This is a genomic window from Vulgatibacter sp. (assembly GCF_041687135.1).
GTDB lineage: Bacteria > Myxococcota > Myxococcia > Myxococcales > Vulgatibacteraceae > JAWLCN01.
On sequence record NZ_JAWLCN010000003.1, the window covers coordinates 583,676 to 599,582 of the forward strand.

17 protein-coding genes are annotated in these 15,907 nt (G+C 71.2%); 11 read left to right on the top strand and 6 right to left on the bottom strand.

Features of this window, described 5'->3' with window-relative positions; genetic code table 11:
- The first annotated feature begins 79 nt into the window (after positions 1 to 79).
- The 9 genes from ACESMR_RS09955 to ACESMR_RS09995 all read left to right on the top strand — a co-directional run bounded on the left by ACESMR_RS09955 (position 80) and on the right by ACESMR_RS09995 (position 7,879).
- Complete coding sequence (locus ACESMR_RS09955; RefSeq protein ID WP_373046906.1) at positions 80 to 1,633, top strand: protein adenylyltransferase SelO; 1,554 nt, start codon at positions 80 to 82, stop codon at positions 1,631 to 1,633.
- A gap of 98 nt (positions 1,634 to 1,731) precedes the next feature.
- Positions 1,732 to 2,508: a VOC family protein gene (locus ACESMR_RS09960; protein ID WP_373046907.1), complete on the top strand. Its 777-nt coding sequence runs from the start codon at positions 1,732 to 1,734 to the stop codon at positions 2,506 to 2,508.
- A 65-nt stretch (positions 2,509 to 2,573) separates the two neighbouring features.
- Entirely contained in the window at positions 2,574 to 2,795 is a 222-nt protein-coding gene (locus tag ACESMR_RS09965) for an alkylphosphonate utilization protein (RefSeq protein WP_373046908.1), read from the top strand.
- 212 nt (positions 2,796 to 3,007) lie between these two features.
- The gene (locus ACESMR_RS09970) at positions 3,008 to 3,436 is read left to right on the top strand and encodes a four-helix bundle copper-binding protein (protein WP_373046909.1); all 429 of its coding nucleotides are present in this window, start codon (positions 3,008 to 3,010) and stop codon (positions 3,434 to 3,436) included.
- Positions 3,437 to 3,886: 450 nt separating this feature from the next.
- The gene (locus ACESMR_RS09975; protein ID WP_373046910.1) at positions 3,887 to 4,873 is read left to right on the top strand and encodes a sigma-70 family RNA polymerase sigma factor; all 987 of its coding nucleotides are present in this window, start codon (positions 3,887 to 3,889) and stop codon (positions 4,871 to 4,873) included.
- A gap of 55 nt (positions 4,874 to 4,928) precedes the next feature.
- Positions 4,929 to 5,345, top strand: a complete 417-nt coding sequence (locus ACESMR_RS09980) for a VOC family protein (RefSeq protein WP_373046911.1) — start codon at positions 4,929 to 4,931, stop codon at positions 5,343 to 5,345.
- Between the two features lie 54 nt (positions 5,346 to 5,399).
- Positions 5,400 to 5,792, top strand: a complete 393-nt coding sequence (locus ACESMR_RS09985) for a DUF3224 domain-containing protein (protein WP_373046912.1) — start codon at positions 5,400 to 5,402, stop codon at positions 5,790 to 5,792.
- Between the two features lie 11 nt (positions 5,793 to 5,803).
- Positions 5,804 to 6,724 carry a LysR family transcriptional regulator gene (locus ACESMR_RS09990; protein ID WP_373046913.1) on the top strand — a complete coding sequence of 307 codons (921 nt, stop codon included), beginning with the start codon at positions 5,804 to 5,806 and terminating at the stop codon, positions 6,722 to 6,724.
- Positions 6,725 to 6,820: 96 nt separating this feature from the next.
- The gene (locus ACESMR_RS09995; RefSeq protein ID WP_373046914.1) at positions 6,821 to 7,879 is read left to right on the top strand and encodes an alkene reductase; all 1,059 of its coding nucleotides are present in this window, start codon (positions 6,821 to 6,823) and stop codon (positions 7,877 to 7,879) included.
- A 1-nt stretch (position 7,880) separates the two neighbouring features.
- Here the strand turns inward: ACESMR_RS09995 and ACESMR_RS10000 are convergent, their stop codons facing one another.
- The 3 genes from ACESMR_RS10000 to ACESMR_RS10010 are packed head-to-tail and all read right to left on the bottom strand — an operon-like array spanning position 7,881 to position 10,557.
- Positions 7,881 to 8,819: an NAD(P)-dependent alcohol dehydrogenase gene (locus ACESMR_RS10000; protein WP_373046915.1), complete on the bottom strand. Its 939-nt coding sequence runs from the start codon at positions 8,817 to 8,819 to the stop codon at positions 7,881 to 7,883.
- Complete coding sequence (locus ACESMR_RS10005) at positions 8,816 to 9,961, bottom strand: serine hydrolase domain-containing protein (protein ID WP_373046916.1); 1,146 nt, start codon at positions 9,959 to 9,961, stop codon at positions 8,816 to 8,818. The genes ACESMR_RS10000 and ACESMR_RS10005 overlap by 4 nt, the downstream gene beginning before the upstream one ends.
- Positions 9,958 to 10,557 carry a TetR/AcrR family transcriptional regulator gene (locus ACESMR_RS10010; RefSeq protein WP_373046917.1) on the bottom strand — a complete coding sequence of 200 codons (600 nt, stop codon included), beginning with the start codon at positions 10,555 to 10,557 and terminating at the stop codon, positions 9,958 to 9,960. The genes ACESMR_RS10005 and ACESMR_RS10010 overlap by 4 nt, the downstream gene beginning before the upstream one ends.
- A gap of 159 nt (positions 10,558 to 10,716) precedes the next feature.
- Between ACESMR_RS10010 and ACESMR_RS10015 the strand changes: the two genes are divergently transcribed.
- The gene (locus tag ACESMR_RS10015; protein WP_373046918.1) at positions 10,717 to 11,913 is read left to right on the top strand and encodes a serine hydrolase domain-containing protein; all 1,197 of its coding nucleotides are present in this window, start codon (positions 10,717 to 10,719) and stop codon (positions 11,911 to 11,913) included.
- A gap of 12 nt (positions 11,914 to 11,925) precedes the next feature.
- On the top strand, positions 11,926 to 12,432 hold the full coding sequence (locus tag ACESMR_RS10020) for an SRPBCC family protein (protein ID WP_373046919.1): 507 nt from the start codon (positions 11,926 to 11,928) through the stop codon (positions 12,430 to 12,432).
- Positions 12,433 to 12,481: 49 nt separating this feature from the next.
- Here ACESMR_RS10020 and ACESMR_RS10025 read toward each other — a convergent pair whose 3' ends face one another.
- From ACESMR_RS10025 to rlmN, 3 genes are all read right to left on the bottom strand, one after another.
- Positions 12,482 to 13,042 carry a glutathione peroxidase gene (locus ACESMR_RS10025; RefSeq protein WP_373046920.1) on the bottom strand — a complete coding sequence of 187 codons (561 nt, stop codon included), beginning with the start codon at positions 13,040 to 13,042 and terminating at the stop codon, positions 12,482 to 12,484.
- A 74-nt stretch (positions 13,043 to 13,116) separates the two neighbouring features.
- The gene (locus tag ACESMR_RS10030) at positions 13,117 to 14,484 is read right to left on the bottom strand and encodes an FAD-binding oxidoreductase (protein WP_373046921.1); all 1,368 of its coding nucleotides are present in this window, start codon (positions 14,482 to 14,484) and stop codon (positions 13,117 to 13,119) included.
- Between the two features lie 133 nt (positions 14,485 to 14,617).
- Entirely contained in the window at positions 14,618 to 15,673 is a 1,056-nt protein-coding gene (gene rlmN / locus ACESMR_RS10035) for a 23S rRNA (adenine(2503)-C(2))-methyltransferase RlmN (protein ID WP_373046922.1), read from the bottom strand.
- Positions 15,674 to 15,907 lie beyond the last annotated feature (234 nt).

A 15,907-nucleotide genomic window follows, 5' to 3' on the forward strand; every position in this document is an offset into this window, starting at 1 on the left:
GCCCAGCGACGGGAGACGACCGCAGCGCCGATCTCGTTCCCGAAGGCAGCGCGCCGGCGTCGCGTATATAGGTTCCACCATGGCTCGCTTCCGATCGCTCTTCGTCGATTCGCTTCCCGGCGATCCCCTCACCGCCCCCAGCCCGCGCCAGGTCCACGGCGCGCTCTGGTCGAAGGTGACGCCGACCCCGGTCGCCTCCCCGCGGGTGGTGGCCTTCGCGCCGGAGGTAGCGGCGCTCCTCGGCCTCGACGAGGCGACGCTGCGCTCGGAGCCGTGGGTGCAGGCCCTCGGCGGGAACCGGCTCCTCGAGGGGATGCTCCCCTATGCGGCCAACTACGGCGGCCACCAATTCGGCAACTGGGCCGGGCAGCTGGGGGACGGGCGGGCCATCACCCTGGGCGAGCTGGAGGGGCCCGCAGGGACCTTCGAGCTGCAGCTCAAGGGGGCGGGTCGCACCGCCTACTCCCGCCGTGGCGACGGGCGGGCGGTGCTCCGCTCGTCCATCCGCGAATTCCTCTGCAGCGAGGCGATGCACCACCTCGGCGTGCCCACCACGCGGGCGCTCTCGCTGGTGGCGACCGGCGACGGCGTGGTCCGCGACATGTTCTACGACGGCAACCCCGAGGTGGAGCCGGGGGCGATCGTCTGCAGGGTGGCGCCCAGCTTCCTGCGCTTCGGCAACTTCGAGCTCCCGGCGAGCCGGGGCGAGCTGGAGCTCCTGCGGCAGCTCGCCGATTTCACCCTCGCGCAGTATTTCCCGGCGATCGAGCGCGGCGACTACGTGGCCCTCTTCCACGAGGTGGCGCGCAGAACCGCGCAGCTGATCGCGCAGTGGCAGGCGGTGGGCTTCGTGCACGGGGTGATGAACACCGACAACATGTCGGTGCTCGGCCTCACCATCGACTACGGACCCTACGGCTGGGTCGACGGCTACGATCCGGAGTGGACACCCAACACCACCGACGCGGGGATGCGCCGCTACCGCTACGGCAACCAGCCCTCGATCGGCCTCTGGAACCTGGCGCGGCTCGGCTCGGCGCTGCTGCCCCTGGTCGAGGAGCGGACGGGCCTCGAGGAGGGGCTGGAGATCTACCGCCGCACCTTCGAGGCGGCGCAGCAGGAGCGCTACGCGGCGAAGCTGGGGCTCGAGGTGCTGGAGGGCGAGGCGGATCTCGATCTGGCGCAGCGCCTCTTCGATTGGATGCGGGCGGAGGAGACCGACATGACGATCTTCTTCCGCGCGCTCTCGCAGGTGGTGTTGGAGCCGGAGGCCCCCGCCGCGTTGCCGGCGCCGGTGCGCGAAGCGTTCTACAGCGCGGTCTCCGCGGGCCACGAAGCGACCGGCCTCGACTGGCTGCAGCGCTGGTGGCATCGGGTGCGGCGGCAGGAGACGCTTCCAGCGGAGCTCGCCCGACGGATGGACGCCGCCAACCCGAAATACGTGCTGCGCAACTGGTTGGCGCAGGAGGCGATCGACGCGGCCCATGCCGGCGACGACTCGAAGGTCGAGGCGCTCCTCGAGGTGATGCGGCGCCCCTACGAGACGCAGGAGGGGCGCGAGCACTACGCGGGCAAGCGGCCGGAGTGGGCCCGCTCGAAGCCCGGCTGCTCCGCCCTCTCCTGCAGTTCCTGAGACTTTCGGATCCGCAGCCGCCCTGCCCGGATGGGCCCGTGTCCTCGGCTGCTGCGCTCCTGCTAAGCTTCGCGACCCTGGATCCCGAGGAGCAGAGCATGAGCATGCAGAACGGGCGCTTCGTCTGGTACGACCTCATGACCAACGACGTCGAGGGGGCCAAGCGTTTCTATGGCGAGATCGCGGGCTGGAAGGTCTCGAAGTGGGAGGGCGGCGACTACGAGATGTGGCTGGTCGGCGACGCGCCGATCGGCGGCCTGATGAAACTCCCGGCGGAGCTCGCCGGCGTGCCGCCCCACTGGATCGGCTACGTGGGTGTCGCCGACGTCGACGCCACGGTGGCGAAGGCACAGCAGCTCGGCGGCAAGGTCCTCCACCCCGCCAACGACATCCCCGGTGTCGGTCGTTACGCAGTCCTCGCCGATCCCCAGGGTGCGGCATTCGCGCTCTACGCCAGCACCATGGCGGACGAGGGCGAGGCGCCCGGCCGCGAGACGCCGGGCCAGTTCAGCTGGGCCGAGCTCAACACCACCGATTGGGAATCGGCGTGGCGCTTCTACTCGCAGCTCTTCGGCTGGCAGCCGACCAGCTCGATGGACATGGGCCCGGAGATGGGCGCGTACTACATGTTCGGCACCGATTCGAAGCAGTCGATGGGCGGCATGTCCAACGCGGCCACGATGATGAAGGCGCCGCCGCACTGGCTCCACTACGTCACCGTGCCCAGCGCCGACGACGCGGCCAAGCGGGTCGAGCAGCTCGGCGGCAAGGTGCTCAACGGGCCGATGGACGTCCCCGGCGGCGACCGGATCGCGCAGTGCATGGATCCGCAGGGTGGCTTCTTCGCGGTCTACTCCGCGGGCCCGCGGGGCTGAGGTCGCTTTCCTCCCGGGAGCAAAGGGGCTATGAGCCGACCGGATCTCCAGCGGAGGCAGAAGGCATGAACGACCTCGTCGTCAAGGACAGCAACGGAAACCGCCTCGCGGACGGCGACTCGGTGACGGTGACCAAGGACCTCAAGGTGAAGGGCACCTCGGTCACCCTCAAGCGCGGCACGCTGATCAAGAACATCCGCCTCACCGACAGCGAGGAGGAGATCGAGTGCAACGCCGAGAAGGTGAAGGGCCTCGTTCTCAAGACCTGCTTCCTCAAGAAGGCCTGAGCGCCCACTGGGGCGCTCCAACGCAAAGCAAATTGCGCGCGAAGCGCGCCTCTTGCCCGCTTGGTCCCGCGCCAGCGGGGCCGAGTGGGCAAGATACAAGCCGCACCCCGGCCCGCCCCTCGCCGACTCCCGGCACGGGCGGGCCGCTGTGTGCCGGCCTGTGTTGGCGCACCGCATTGCCCGCCCCCACCTTTGGCGCGGGAGGAAATGCCATGAGTGCGCTGACCGAGATGCTGCGGAGCCATCCGCAGAAGCCCACCACCCATTTCGACGCCATCGCCAGGTGCATCGAGGCTTGCTTCGAGTGCGAGCAGATCTGCGTCACCTGCGCGGACGCCTGCCTCGCCGAGGAACAGGTCGGCATGCTGCGGGAGTGCATCCGGCTCAACCTCGACTGCGCGGATCTCTGCGGGGCGACGGGCCGGCTGATCTCCAGGCAGGCGCGACCCGAGCCGGCCCTCTGGCGGGCGACCCTCGAAGCCTGTGCGCAGGCGTGCCGGAGCTGCGCGGAGGAGTGCGCGAAGCACCAGGACCGCCACGAGCACTGCCGGATCTGCAAGGAGTCGTGCGAGCGCTGCGAGCGCGCGTGCAGGGATGCGCTTCAGCAGATGCCCAGCGGCGGCGCCGAGAGCCGCCACTGATCCCGGGGCCGGGGGCGGGGCCGCGCCGGGGGCCGGCCCCACCTCCCGCCTCCCGCCTCCCGCCGCGTCCTCAGCAACCGCAAGCGGGCGGGCAGTCGCAGGCCTCTCCGCAGCCGCAGTCGTTCTTGCAGCAGCAGCGCGTATCCGTGGCAGCGACGCTCCCAGGGGCGGAACAGGCGCAGGTCTCGGCGTGGCAATCGGTGCAGATGCAGGCATTGGCATTCATGGTTTTTCTCCAGTGATTTCGGGCATCCGGTTCGTCCACCACCCTCGGCACCGCTGACGCGCCCCACCTGCCGCCCTTACAGACCACCCCGGCCCTCACCGCTGATCGCACCACGGCTCCCGCAGGAAGCGCCCCCCACCGAGCGAGCAAGCCGAATCCCTATTTCGGGTTCACGCACAGCGAGCCTCTTTGCCACGCTGCGCGAAGCTGCTTTGCTTCGTCGCATGGAACATCTCGCCCCTCCGACCTCGAATCCGATCACCCCGCGGCAGCTCGAGGAGCACCGCACCGCCCTCACCGGCCACTGCTACCGCATGCTCGCCTCCGCCACGGAGGCGGACGACGCGGTGCAGGAGACGATGCTGCGCGCGATCCGCCGGCTCGATCAGTTCGAGGGACGCTCCTCGCTGCGCACCTGGCTCTACCGCATCGCCACCCGCGTCTGCCTCGACGCCATCGACGAGCGCAAGCGGCGCGCCCGGCCGATGGATCTTCGGCCGGTGGGCAACGTGGACGAGGAGCTCCTCGCCCTGCCCGGTGATCGGTGGATCGAGCCGATTCCCGACGCGCAGGCGCTCCCCACCGACGCCAACCCCGCCGAGCTGGTGGCGATGCGCCAGAGCATCCGGCTGGCGTTCATCGCGGCGCTCCAGCACCTGCCGCCGAAGCAGCGCGCGGTGCTGCTCCTCACCGAGGTCCTCGACTGGCCTGCGGCCGACGTGGCCGCCTGCCTCGAGACCAGCGTCGCCGCGGTGAACAGCGCCCTGCAGCGGGCCCGGGCCACCATCGGCTCGAAGGAGCTCGACGGGCTCCACGCGCCGCTGTCCGAGCCCAAGGCGGCGCTGCTCCAGCGCTACGTGGAGGCCTTCGAGCGCTACGACATGGACGCGCTCGCCGCGGTGCTCCGCGAGGACGCCACCATGTGCATGCCGCCCTTCGACCTCTGGCTCCAGGGCCAGCAGTCGATCCGCGACTGGATGCTGGGCCGGGGCATCGCCTGCAACGGCTCGCGGCTCGTTCCCACCGCGGCGTGCGGCCTGCCCGCCTTCGGGCAGTACAAGCCGGCGCCCGGCGGCGGTCCGCACCAGCCCTGGTCCCTCGTCGTGCTCGAGGTGGACGGCGATCGGATCGGCACCCTCCACCACTTCCTCGACACCCAGACGCTCTTTCCCCGCTTCGGCCTGCCCATGGAACTGTCGGCCGACCGATGAGTCCGGCGGCACCGGGCCGTCTCACCTGCAGACGTTTCGATTTCCGGAGGAAAAGATGGCCACCAACGCCAACCGCAAGCTCTTCGTCAATCTCCCCGTCCGCGATCTCGACCGCACGGTGGAGTTCTTCTCCCAGCTCGGCTTCCGCTTCAATCCGCAGTTCACCGACGCGACCGCCACCTGCATGCGCGTCGGCGAGGACGCCTTCGTGATGCTCCTCGTCGAGCCGCGGTTCCGCGACTTCACGAAGAAGCGCATCGCCGACACGGCCAGCTCGAGCGAGGGGATCTTCGCCCTCTCCGCAGGCAGCCGCGCAGAGGTGGACGAGTTCGCCGAGAAGGCGCTCGCGCTGGGCGGGACGAAGGCGATGGAGCCGGTGGACCACGGCTTCATGTACGGCAGGAGCTTCTACGACCTCGACGGCCACCACTGGGAGATCTTCTGGATGGACCCGGCGGCGATGGAGCAGTAGGTCGCTGGTGCGGGGCCCTCGCGCGAGGGCCCCTCGACCAGCAGGGGGGATGCGATGAACGCCAGGGGAACGTTCGAGATCCAGATGAAGGCCGAGCCGCCCTACGACACGGTGGACGGCGTGGCCCTCGCCAGGACGAGCTTCGACAAGCAATTCGCCGGTCCCCTGGAGGCGACCAGCGTCGTGCACATGCTCAGCGCGCGCACCCCCGTGGCGGGTTCGGCGGGATACGTCGCCATCGAGCGGGTCACCGGCACGCTCGACGGAAGGCGCGGCACCTTCGTGCTCCAGCACAACGGCGTGATGGAGCGCGGCGCCTCCTCGCTCTCGGTCACCGTGGTCCCGGACTCCGGCACCGGCGAGCTGCGCGGCCTCTCCGGCAGCCTCGCCATCCGGATCGAGGCGGGCCAGCACCACTACGACTTCGAGTACGAGCTCGAAGGCTAGCCGCGCGCCGGATGGATCTCTTCCACGCGATGCTGGCGTACCGCCGGGTGGTCGAGCTGCAGAGTTTCTCCGCGGCAGCCGCCGATCTGCGGCTCACGCCTGCTGCGGTGAGCAAGCAGATCGCGGCGCTGGAGGAGCGGCTCCACTGCAAGCTGCTCCACCGCACCACCCGGCGCCTCGCCATGACGCCGGAGGGCGAGGCGTACTACGCGCGCTGCGTACAGATCCTCGACGATGTGGAGGAGGCGGAGCGGGAGCTGGCGCCAGACGCGGGGGTGCCGCGGGGCAAGCTCCGCGTCAACGGCCCGGCAGCCTTCGGCGCGCTCCACCTCTCGCCCCTCGTGCCGGCGATGCTCGAGCGCTGGCCCCAGCTGGAGCTCGAGATCTCGCTCACCGATCGCTTCATCGACCTAGTCGCGGAGGGGGTCGACGTGGCGGTGCGGATCGCCCCGGTCCTTCCGGACTCTGCTTCCCTGGTCGCGCAGCGGCTCGCCTCGTCGGAGGTGGTATTCTGCGCCTCCCCCGCCTACCTGCGCCGGCGCGGCGTGCCCTCCACCGCCGCCGACGTGGCGGACCACGACTGCGTTCGCTACAGCGGCAGCCTCGACCAGCGCGGCTGGCAATTCACCGGCCCCGAGGGCGAGGCCCTCGTCCGTGCCTCGGGCCGGCTCGTCGTCGACAGCGGCCTGCTGCTGCGTGACGCGCTGCTCGGTAGTGCGGGTCTCGGCCTGCTGCCTTCGTTCTACGTGGCAGAGGAGCTCGCCGACGGCAGGCTGGTGCGGGTGCTCCGGGACCACGAGGCCCCCCCAGTGCACGTCCACGCGGTCTACCTGCGCTCGAAGCACACCAGCCCCCGCGTGCGCCATTTCGTCCAGCTGCTGCGGGCGCATTTCTCCGCTGCGAGCTGGGCCCTGCCCACGGCCACCGGCTGATTCTTTCCCCAGCGGAACGAGCGATGTGCCGCTCGTTCATGAAAACGGACGACCGGCGGCTCATCCGACTCTCCGTACCCACGAGAGGAGAACGTGATGAGCAAGCTTTTCGAAACGCTGGATCTCGGTGACCTGCAGATTCCCAACCGGATCGTGATGGCGCCGATGACCCGGTCGCGGGCGGACGACGACGGCCTGGTCGGTCCGATCACCGCCACCTACTACGCGCAGCGGGCGGGCGCCGGCCTGATCCTGAGCGAGGGCATCTTCCCCACCGCCATGGGCAAGGGCTACGTGCGCACCCCGGGCCTGGTGACCCGGGCACAGACGGAGGCCTGGCGAAGGGTGACCGACGCGGTGCACGAGGCGGGGGGCAGGATTTTCGCCCAGCTGATGCACACCGGCCGCATCTCCGACCCCTCCTTCCTTCCGGGTGGCGCGCTGCCGGTGGCCCCGAGCGCCATCGCCGCGAACGGCAGCACCTATACCGACGCGGGCCTGAAGCCGCTACCCACGCCACGGGCCCTCGAGACGGGGGAGATCCCCGCGGTGATCGACGCCTACCGGCAGGCGACGGAGCGGGCCTTCGAGGCGGGCTTCGACGGCGTCGAGTTCCACGCGGCGTCGGGCTACCTACCCGAGCAATTCCTCTCCTCGGAGACCAACCGCCGCACCGACCGGTACGGCGGCTCGATCGAGAACCGGCTGCGCTTCACCCTCGAGGCGCTCGAGGCGATCGTCTCGGTACGCGGCGGCGGCAGGGTCGGGATCAAGATCGCTCCGGAGCTCGGCTTCAACGACTTGCGGGACGAGACGCCGCTCGAGACCTACGGGCAGCTGGCGGAGTCGATCGCGCCGCTGGGGCTCGCCTACCTCCACGTGACGCCAGGGGCCCGGCCGGAGACCTGGCACGAGCTCCTCCGGCAGCGGTTCGGCGGCGCGTACCTCGCCGGCGGCGGCTTCGACCAGCAGCGGGCGACCGCGCTGCTCGCCGCGGGCGGCGCGGACGGCATCGTCTTCGGCAACGCCTTCATCGCCAACCCCGACCTGCCGGCGCGCTTCCGCCTGGGGGCCCCGCTGGCAGAGGCGGACCGCTCCACGTTCTACTCGCCGGGACCGTCGGGCTACATCGACTACCCGGCGGTCGCGGCGTAGCTCATCGGAGGCGCACCACCAGCTTCGCGCCGGCGTGCTTCGACTCGAGCCGCCGGTGCGCCTCCACGATCGCCGCCGGCGGCATCGTCTCGATCGGCGGCGGGAGCAGGCGCCCCGCCGCCACCTCCGCGGCGAGGTGCGCGAGGCATGCAGGCGTCACCCGGGAGGCGAGGAGGCGCAGCCGTGGTCCCCGGGTGACGAGGGCGCGGAGGTGATGCAGCACCATCGAGGCCGTGGGAGAGAGGGCGACGAAGGTCCCGCGATCCGCGAGCAGGTGGCGGAGCGCGGCGAAGTCCGAGGCGCCTGCAGCCTCGATCACCACGTCGAAGCGTTCCGGCCGGCTCTGCAGCGGCGCCCGCTCGTAGTCGATGAGGCGGGTGAAGCCCGCAGCCCGGAGGCGCTCGACGTGCCTGCCGCTCGTCACCACGGTGACCTCGGCCCCCCGCGACCTGGCGAGCTGCGCTGCCAGAAAACCGACCGATCCCGAGGCGCCGATCACGAGGCATCGCTCGCCCGCGCGGACGGACTCCACCGCGGCGAGGGCGGCGCAGCCCGCGGTGCCGAGCGCCGCCGCCACCTCCGGCGCGAGGCCTGCCTCGTTGCGCGCGAGGTGCGCCGGCGCGACGCGGACGAATTCGCTGCAGCTGCCCTGCGGATCGAGGGGCGGCAGCGATCCGAAGACGGCGTCACCCGGTCGAAAGCCCTCGACCTTCGCGCCCACCTCCGCCACCACGCCGGCGAAGTCGAGGCCGGTGCCCCGGGGCAGCCGCCAGCTGGTGAGCCACGACAGGTAGCCGCCGCGGAGCCTGGCGTCGACCGGGTTGAGCGCCGCTGCCTCCACCGCCACGAGGATCTCGCTGGCCTTCGGCGCTGGACGGGGCCGCTCGCCCCAGCGGATCACCTCGGGCGGACCGAAGCGCTCCACGATCGCCGCCTTCATCGCTCACTCTCCACCACCAGCCGGACCGGCGCGTCGGTATCGAAGCTCGTCTCGTTGCCTGCCACCGCGACGGCGTAGCCGAGGGCCGGATAGAGCCGGATCTCCGAGCGGAAGCCGCCGCCTCCGCCGATGTGCGCGGCGTAGCGCTCGCCGTCGACGGTGCCGAGGTGCCAGCCGAGCCCCATCGGCAGCGGCTTGCCCTTCGCGTCGAGCGCCGGCTGCTGCATCAGCGCCACCGACTCTTCCCGCAGGATCCGCGCGCCCTGGTACGCGCCGCCGCCGAGGTGGGCGCCGAGGAAGCGGGCCATGTCGGGCAGCGTGCCGACGAGCCCGCCGTAGGGCGCACCGTCGACGACGAAGGCCTTCAGGGCGGTGAAGCCGTCGCGGGTCTCGCCGAAGTAGCGCCCGTCGAGGAGGAAGCGGCCCGCGATCCCCATCGCGCTCCATTTGCGGCTGTAGCCCGTGGCGGCGCCGCCGGGGAGGACGAAGCCGGTCGAGTGCATGCCGAGCACGTCGAGGATGTGGTGCTGGACGTATGCCTCGTAGCGCTCCCCGCTCACCCGCTCGATGAGCTGGCCGAGGACGAGGTAGCCGAGGTTCGAGTAGGCGAAGCGCGCGCCCGGCGCGAAGTCGAGCCGATCGTTCTCCCGCAGGAGCCGCTCGGTGAGCTCGTCGAGGGAGGGGCCGGGCAGGTGCGCCTCGTGGATCCAGGCGACCGGCATCGGGTTGGGCAGGCCCGAGGTATGGGAGAGCAGGTGGCGGACGGTGACCGCGCGGCCGTGCGGGTTGCGCACCGAGGCGAAGCCCGGGACGTAACGGACCACCGGCTGATCGAGATCGACGAGGCCCCGCTCGACGAGCTGGAGCACCGCGGTGGCGGTGACGATCTTGGTGGCCGAGAACCAGAGCCAGGTGGTCTCCACGGTCGCCGGCGTGCCCCGGGTGAGGTCCGCGCGTCCCTTCGCCCAGGTGTGGACGGCGCCGCCGGTGTCGACGGTGGCCAGCGCGAAGCCCGGCGCCCTGCCCGCTGCGGCGAGCGCGTCGAGCCGCTCGGGCACGCGGGCCTCGTGGATGCGCTCGAGGCGCGCGGATCCGCAGCCGAAGAGGAGCGAGAGGATGGTGATGGACATGGTCTTCCTCACGGCTCCCCTCCGAGCCAGCCGCGGATCGCAGGGCGGAGGACCGCGGCGGTGGTGCCGCGGAGATCCGCCTCGAAGCCGGCGAGGTGGCCGAGGGTGAGCATCGCGATGCCGTGCGAGAGCGCCCAGAGGCCCCAGGCGATGCGGTCGACGTCGAGGTTCTTCCGCCCCCTCGCAGCGACGGCGGCCTCCACCGTGCTGCGCAGCAGACCTGCGGCGGAGCCCGGCAGCGGCGCCTGCTCGGGCGAGATGCGGCGGGTCTGCAGCCGCTGGAAGAGCACGAGGAAGGGCGCCGATTCCTCGTGGGCAAAGCGGACGTAGGCCTCGCCGATGGCGACGAGGGCCTCCTCGCCTGCAGGGGCTGCCGCTGCTGCTGCCGCCATTCGCTCGTGCAGCGCCGCGTTCGCGGCGTCGGCGAGCGCCTGGAGGATCGCCTCCCTGCTCTCGAAATGTTCGTAGAGCGAGGCGGGGCTGTAGCCCGCGCGCCGCGCCACGCCGCGGAGGGAGAGATCGTCCGGTCCCTTCTCGAGCAGCTCGCGCTCCGCCGCTTCGAGGATCCTCGCCCGCGGGCTGGCGGGCTCCTTCTTCTTTCGCACCATCGGGTGACTCCTCGTCTCGTTGGCCCGAACACTGTTCGGATATCTACCCGAACATCGTTCGGGAGCGCAAGATGCCCGGCCTTCGCCCATCGGGGGTGCGATGGCTTTCACCGCGCCACGCCGTCCATGGAGGAGACTTCACGTCGGCGGAGGGATCGGATGCGAGGAGAAGGCTTTACCTGCGAGCGGATCGAGCGCGTGCGGTCGGTCATGGCCGGCCACGTCGAGCACGGCGAGGTGCCCGGGCTGGTGTGGGCGCTGCACCGGCGGGGCGAGAGCCTGGTCGAGGCGGTCGGGGTGCAGGCCGTCGGCAGCAAGGTCCCGATGCGCGGCGACACGCTCTTCCGGATCACCTCGATGACCAAGCCCGTCGTCGCGGCAGCGGCGCTCGCCCTGGTGGAGGAATGCCGCCTGCGTCTCGACGATCCGGTGGATCGCTTCCTCCCCGAGCTGGCGGACCGGCGGGTGCTCCGGCGCATCGACGGGCCGCTCGACGAGACGGTGCCTGCGGTGCGGCCGATCACGCTGCGGGATCTGCTCACCTTCCGAATGGGCTTCGGCATGAGCATGGAGCCGTCGAGCCACTGGCCGATCGAGCAGGCCGCCAGGGAGCTCGAGCTCTGCATCGGCCCGCCGCTGCCGCGGACGCGCCTCGATGCCGACGAGTGGATCCGCCGGCTGGGGACGCTGCCGCTGATGCACCAGCCCGGCGCGCGCTGGATGTACAACACCGCCTCCGACGTGCTCGGCGTGCTGCTGGCGCGGGCGACCGGCAAACCGCTCGAGCGCGTCCTGCAGGAGCGGATCTTCGAGCCGCTGGGGATGCGCGACACCGGATTCCACGTGCCCAACGAGAAGCTCGGACGCTTCGCCTCCGCCTACGAGCCCAACGGTACCGGCGGGATCCGGCTCCACGACGGCGCCGAGGAGAGCCCGTGGAGCAGGCCGCCCGCCTTCGCCGCCGGGCGAGACGGGCTGGTCTCCACCGCGAACGACTACCTCGCCTTCGCCAGGATGCTCCTCGACAAGGGGCGGTACGACGGCAGGCAGCTGCTCTCGCGACGCACGGTGGAGGTGATGGTCACCGACCAGATCACCCCGGCGCAGAAGGCACGCTCACCCTTCGATCCGGGCTTCTGGGATCGGAACGGGTGGGGGTTCGGTGTCTCGGTGATCACGCGGCGGGACGGCATCGCCGCCACGCCCGGGCGCTTCGGCTGGTACGGCGGCTACGGCACCTCGTGGTTCTCCGATCCACAGGAGGGCCTCGCCGGCGTGCTGATGACGCAGCGGATGCTGCCACCCGAGATCTTCGAGGACTTCGAGGTCTCGGCCTACCAGGCGCTCACGGATTGAAGGGAGGAAGGGATGACGACGTTCGAAAAGCTTCGCTTCGAGGGGCGGGGCGATCGCGAGGTGGTGATGACGCGCCGTTTCGATGCGCCGCGGGAGGCGGTCTTCGACGGCTTCACGAAGGCCGAGCTGCTGCAGCAGTGGCTCGTGCCGCCGGGTTGGGAGGTCACCCGCTGCGAGATCGATCTGCGCCCGGGCGGCAGCTACCGCTACGAGTGGCGCGGCCCCGACGGCAACCCGATGGGGACCACGGGCGTGATCCGCGAGGTGCAGGCGCCGGCATTGCTGGTCCAGACGGAGCGATTCGAGCCGACCTGGTACCCCGGCGAAGCGGTGGGCACGCTCGAGCTGGTCGAGGAGAACGGCGTGACCACCGCCATCCACACGATGCGCTACGAGTCCCGGGAGGCGCGCGACATGGTACTCGCTGCGCCCATGGGCGAGGGCGCGGCCGCGAGCTACGACATGCTCGAGCAGCTGCTGCGCGGTGGTGCCCTGGCCGCAGGTGCTGCCGGTCGATGATCACCCGTCTCCGCGCCGCTACCGTGCGGCGCGGAGACGGTCCGTGGCTTCAGCGCGCCGCCAGCGCGGCCTCGATCGCCTGCACCAGGCGCGGATCGTCCGGCTTGATCTCCGGCGAGAAGCGGCCGACCACCTTGCCGCTGCGGTCGACGAGGAATTTCTCGAAGTTCCAGAGCACGTCGCTCGGGCTCTCGTGCTGGATGCCGTAGCCGGCGAGCTTCCGGGCGAAGCCGTCGTCGCCGAAGTTCTCGGCGCTCGGCCAGGCGGCGACGAGCTGCTGGTAGAGCGGGTGGATGCCCGCGCCCTTCACCACGATCTTCTCGAACATGGGGAATTGCACCCCGTAGTTCGACTGGCAGAACGACTGGATCTGCTCGTTGCTGCCGGGCTCCTGCGCGCCGAACTCGTTGGCGGGAAAGCCGAGCACCTCGAGGCCGCGCTCGCGATGCGCCTCGTAGAGCTTCTCGAGGGCCTCGTACTGCGGCGTGAGGCCGCATTCCGAGGCGACGTTCACGACGAGCAGCACCTTGCCCTCGAAGTCGGCGAGGGTGGTCGGCGTGCCGTCGATGCGGCGCAGGGGGATCTCGTAGAGCGGGCTGCTGGTCGACATGAAAAGCCTCCGGGAAGGAGGCTCTTCGTAAGCGGGCGCACGTACCGCGGCAAGCCTTTGTGTGGGCATGCCCTTCAGGTCGCCGCCTTGATGTTCCAGTTCACATTGAAGAAGTTCGCCGGATCGTAGCGGCCCTTGATCGCTGCGAGCCGCGGGTAGTTGCCGCGGTACGTGGCGTGGACCCGGTCCTCCCCTTCCTCCTGCATGAAGTTGACGTAGCCGCCACCCGCTGCGTGCGGCTGCAGCGCCTGCCAGTAGTCCCGGGCCCAGGTGCGCAGGATCGGCAGCCTGGCAGGGTCGGGATCGATGCCGCCGATCACCATCGACCATCTGGCATCGCGGTAGGTGAAGGCCGTTTCCGACGCGGGGACGCGGCTCGCGGCGCCGTCGACCGGGTAGAGGTGCATCATCGAGAGCGGTGTCGGCAACCGCTCGGCAAAGGAGGCGTGGACGTCGATCGCGTCGTCGGTGATCCGCTCGAAGAAGTGGCCCTTCCAGTACCACTGCAGGCCCGGCGGGATGAGCGGGTCGAAGAGGGCGTTGAGCGCGGGGAGCGGTACGGGGCCGACGTGCTCGAGGAGGGGCGTCCGGAACGCGCGCACTCCTTCGAGCACGGCCTCCGCCTCAGCCGGCGATCCGAGGAGGCACCAGACCACGCCGCAGACCCGTCGTCCGTGCAATGCCGTGGGGAAGGCCGGCGCCGGCGGCACGTCCATGATCACGAAGAAGCCGTAGACGTCGTCCGAGGCAGCGGCGGTGAACGCGTCGTACCAGCGCATCGCGTCGCGCAGGTCTTCGATCGGCCAGAGCGTCGGACCGCCGTGAACCGTCGAGACCGGCACGCTGCGGAAGAGGAAGGAGGTGGCGACGCCAAAATTGCCCCCGCCGCCGCGGATCGCCCAGAAGAGATCCGGGTTCTGGCTCGCGCTGGCGACGACCTGCCGCCCGTCGGCGAGGACGACGTCGGCCTCGAGCAGGTGGTCGATCGAGAGGCCGTATTTGCGCGCGAGGTAGCCGTGGCCGCCGCCGAGGGTGAGCCCGCCGACCCCGGTGGTCGAGACCACGCCCCCGGGCACCGCCAGGCCGAAGGGATGGGTGGCGTGGTCCACGTCGTGCCACAGACAGCCCCCCTCCACCCGCACCGTCCCCGCAGCCGGATCGATCCGCACGCTGCGCATCTGCGAGAGATCGGCGACCACGCCGTCGTCGACGACGCCGAGCCCTGCCCCGCTGTGGCCGCCGCCTCGTACCGCGAGGCGCAGGCCCGCCTCCCGCGCGTAGGCAACCACCGCCATCACGTCCGCTGCGTCGCAGCACTGGACGACGAGCGCCGGCCTGCGGTCGATGGCGGCGTTGTAGACGGCGCGGGCGGCGTCGTAGCCGGGGTGGCCCGGATCGATCGCCACGCCACGGAGACGCTGCTGCAATTCCTCGCGGGTCATCGCTCCCCCTCCCATGTCGGCCTCTCCGACGACGATGGAGAGAGGGGGGTGATGTGCCAAGCCTCGGCGGCGGAGCGCGTGCTCGCCCGTGGCCGAGGCGAAGCGGGCCCGCCTCGGCGCGGGAGGCGCCGCTTCAGCGCTGCGGCGCCTTCCCGATCACCGGCAGCAGCGGCTTCTCCCTGCCGCGCAGGGCGCCAGCGAGCTGGCCGCAGGCGCCGCCCACCTCCTGGCCGTGGGGCAGGCGCACCAGCGCCCGGAGCCCCGCGTCGCGGAGCAGCTTCTGGAAGGCGCGCACCCGCTCCATCGACGGCGCCCGCAGCTTCTCCTCGGGGCCGGGGTTGAGCGGGATGAGGTTCACCCGCACGTCGAGCCCTGCGCAGAAGGCGAGGAGCTCGCCGGCGTGGCGGTCGGAGTCGTTCACGCCCGCGATCAGCGTCCACTGGACGAGGACCGGATCGGGCGATTCGGCGATGGCCCCGCGCAGCGCGGCGAGGTCCCAGCTGCGCGCAACGGGCAGCAGCGCCTTGCGCTCCTCGTCGTTCGCTGCGTGGAGGCTCACCGCGAGTCGGTAGCGCCCGCGGCGGAAGAACTCGCGCATCCTCGGCACCACACCCACGGTGGAGACGGTGATCCGCTTCGGCGCCACGGCGAAGCCCGCGTTGTCGCTGAGCACGTCGGCTGCGGCGAGGACCGCCTCGAGGTTGTCGAGGGGCTCGCCCATTCCCATGAAGACCACATTGGTCGGTGCCGGGCGGCCGAGGGAGGCGAGGTGCCGCGACACGGCGGCGAACTGGCCGACGATCTCCTCGGCGGCGAGCTGGCGCTGCAAGCCGAGCCGTCCGGTCTCGCAGAAGAGGCAGCCACGGGCACAGCCGGCCTGGGTGGAGAGGCAGACGGTGCTCCGCTGCGGGTGCGGGATGGCGACCGCCTCCACCAGCGTGCCGTCGGCGAGGGAGACCGCGTGGCGAACGGTGCCGTCGGGATCCTCGACGGGCGTGGTCGAGGGGACGGACCAGGAGAGCTCGCGCTCCGCCGCATCGAGCAGGCGCCTCGACGCCTGGGCGCAGACCGAACGGCCGGCGAAGCGCCCGGCGACGGCGCGCGCGAGCTCGCGGGCGCCTGCCGCCGAGCCGCCGCGGGCGCGGGCCCAATCGGCCAATTTCTCGGTGGTCAGCGAGCCCACGTGCATCGGCCGCTCATACCGGAAGGACGAGCCGGTCGCAAACGAGCCGGCACGCCGTGGTTGCGAGGGATTTCCGGGCGGGGGCGCCGCCGGGAAACGGGATGTCCGGGCAACCTCCGGCGCCCCGCGAACGTTTCCGGCTCAGAGCCGGACGCTGCCGTCGGCCGCGAGGGTCCAACCCGGGTTGTGGGCCACCTCCCACGGATGGCCGTCGGGATCGGCGACGAAAGACCCGGAGTA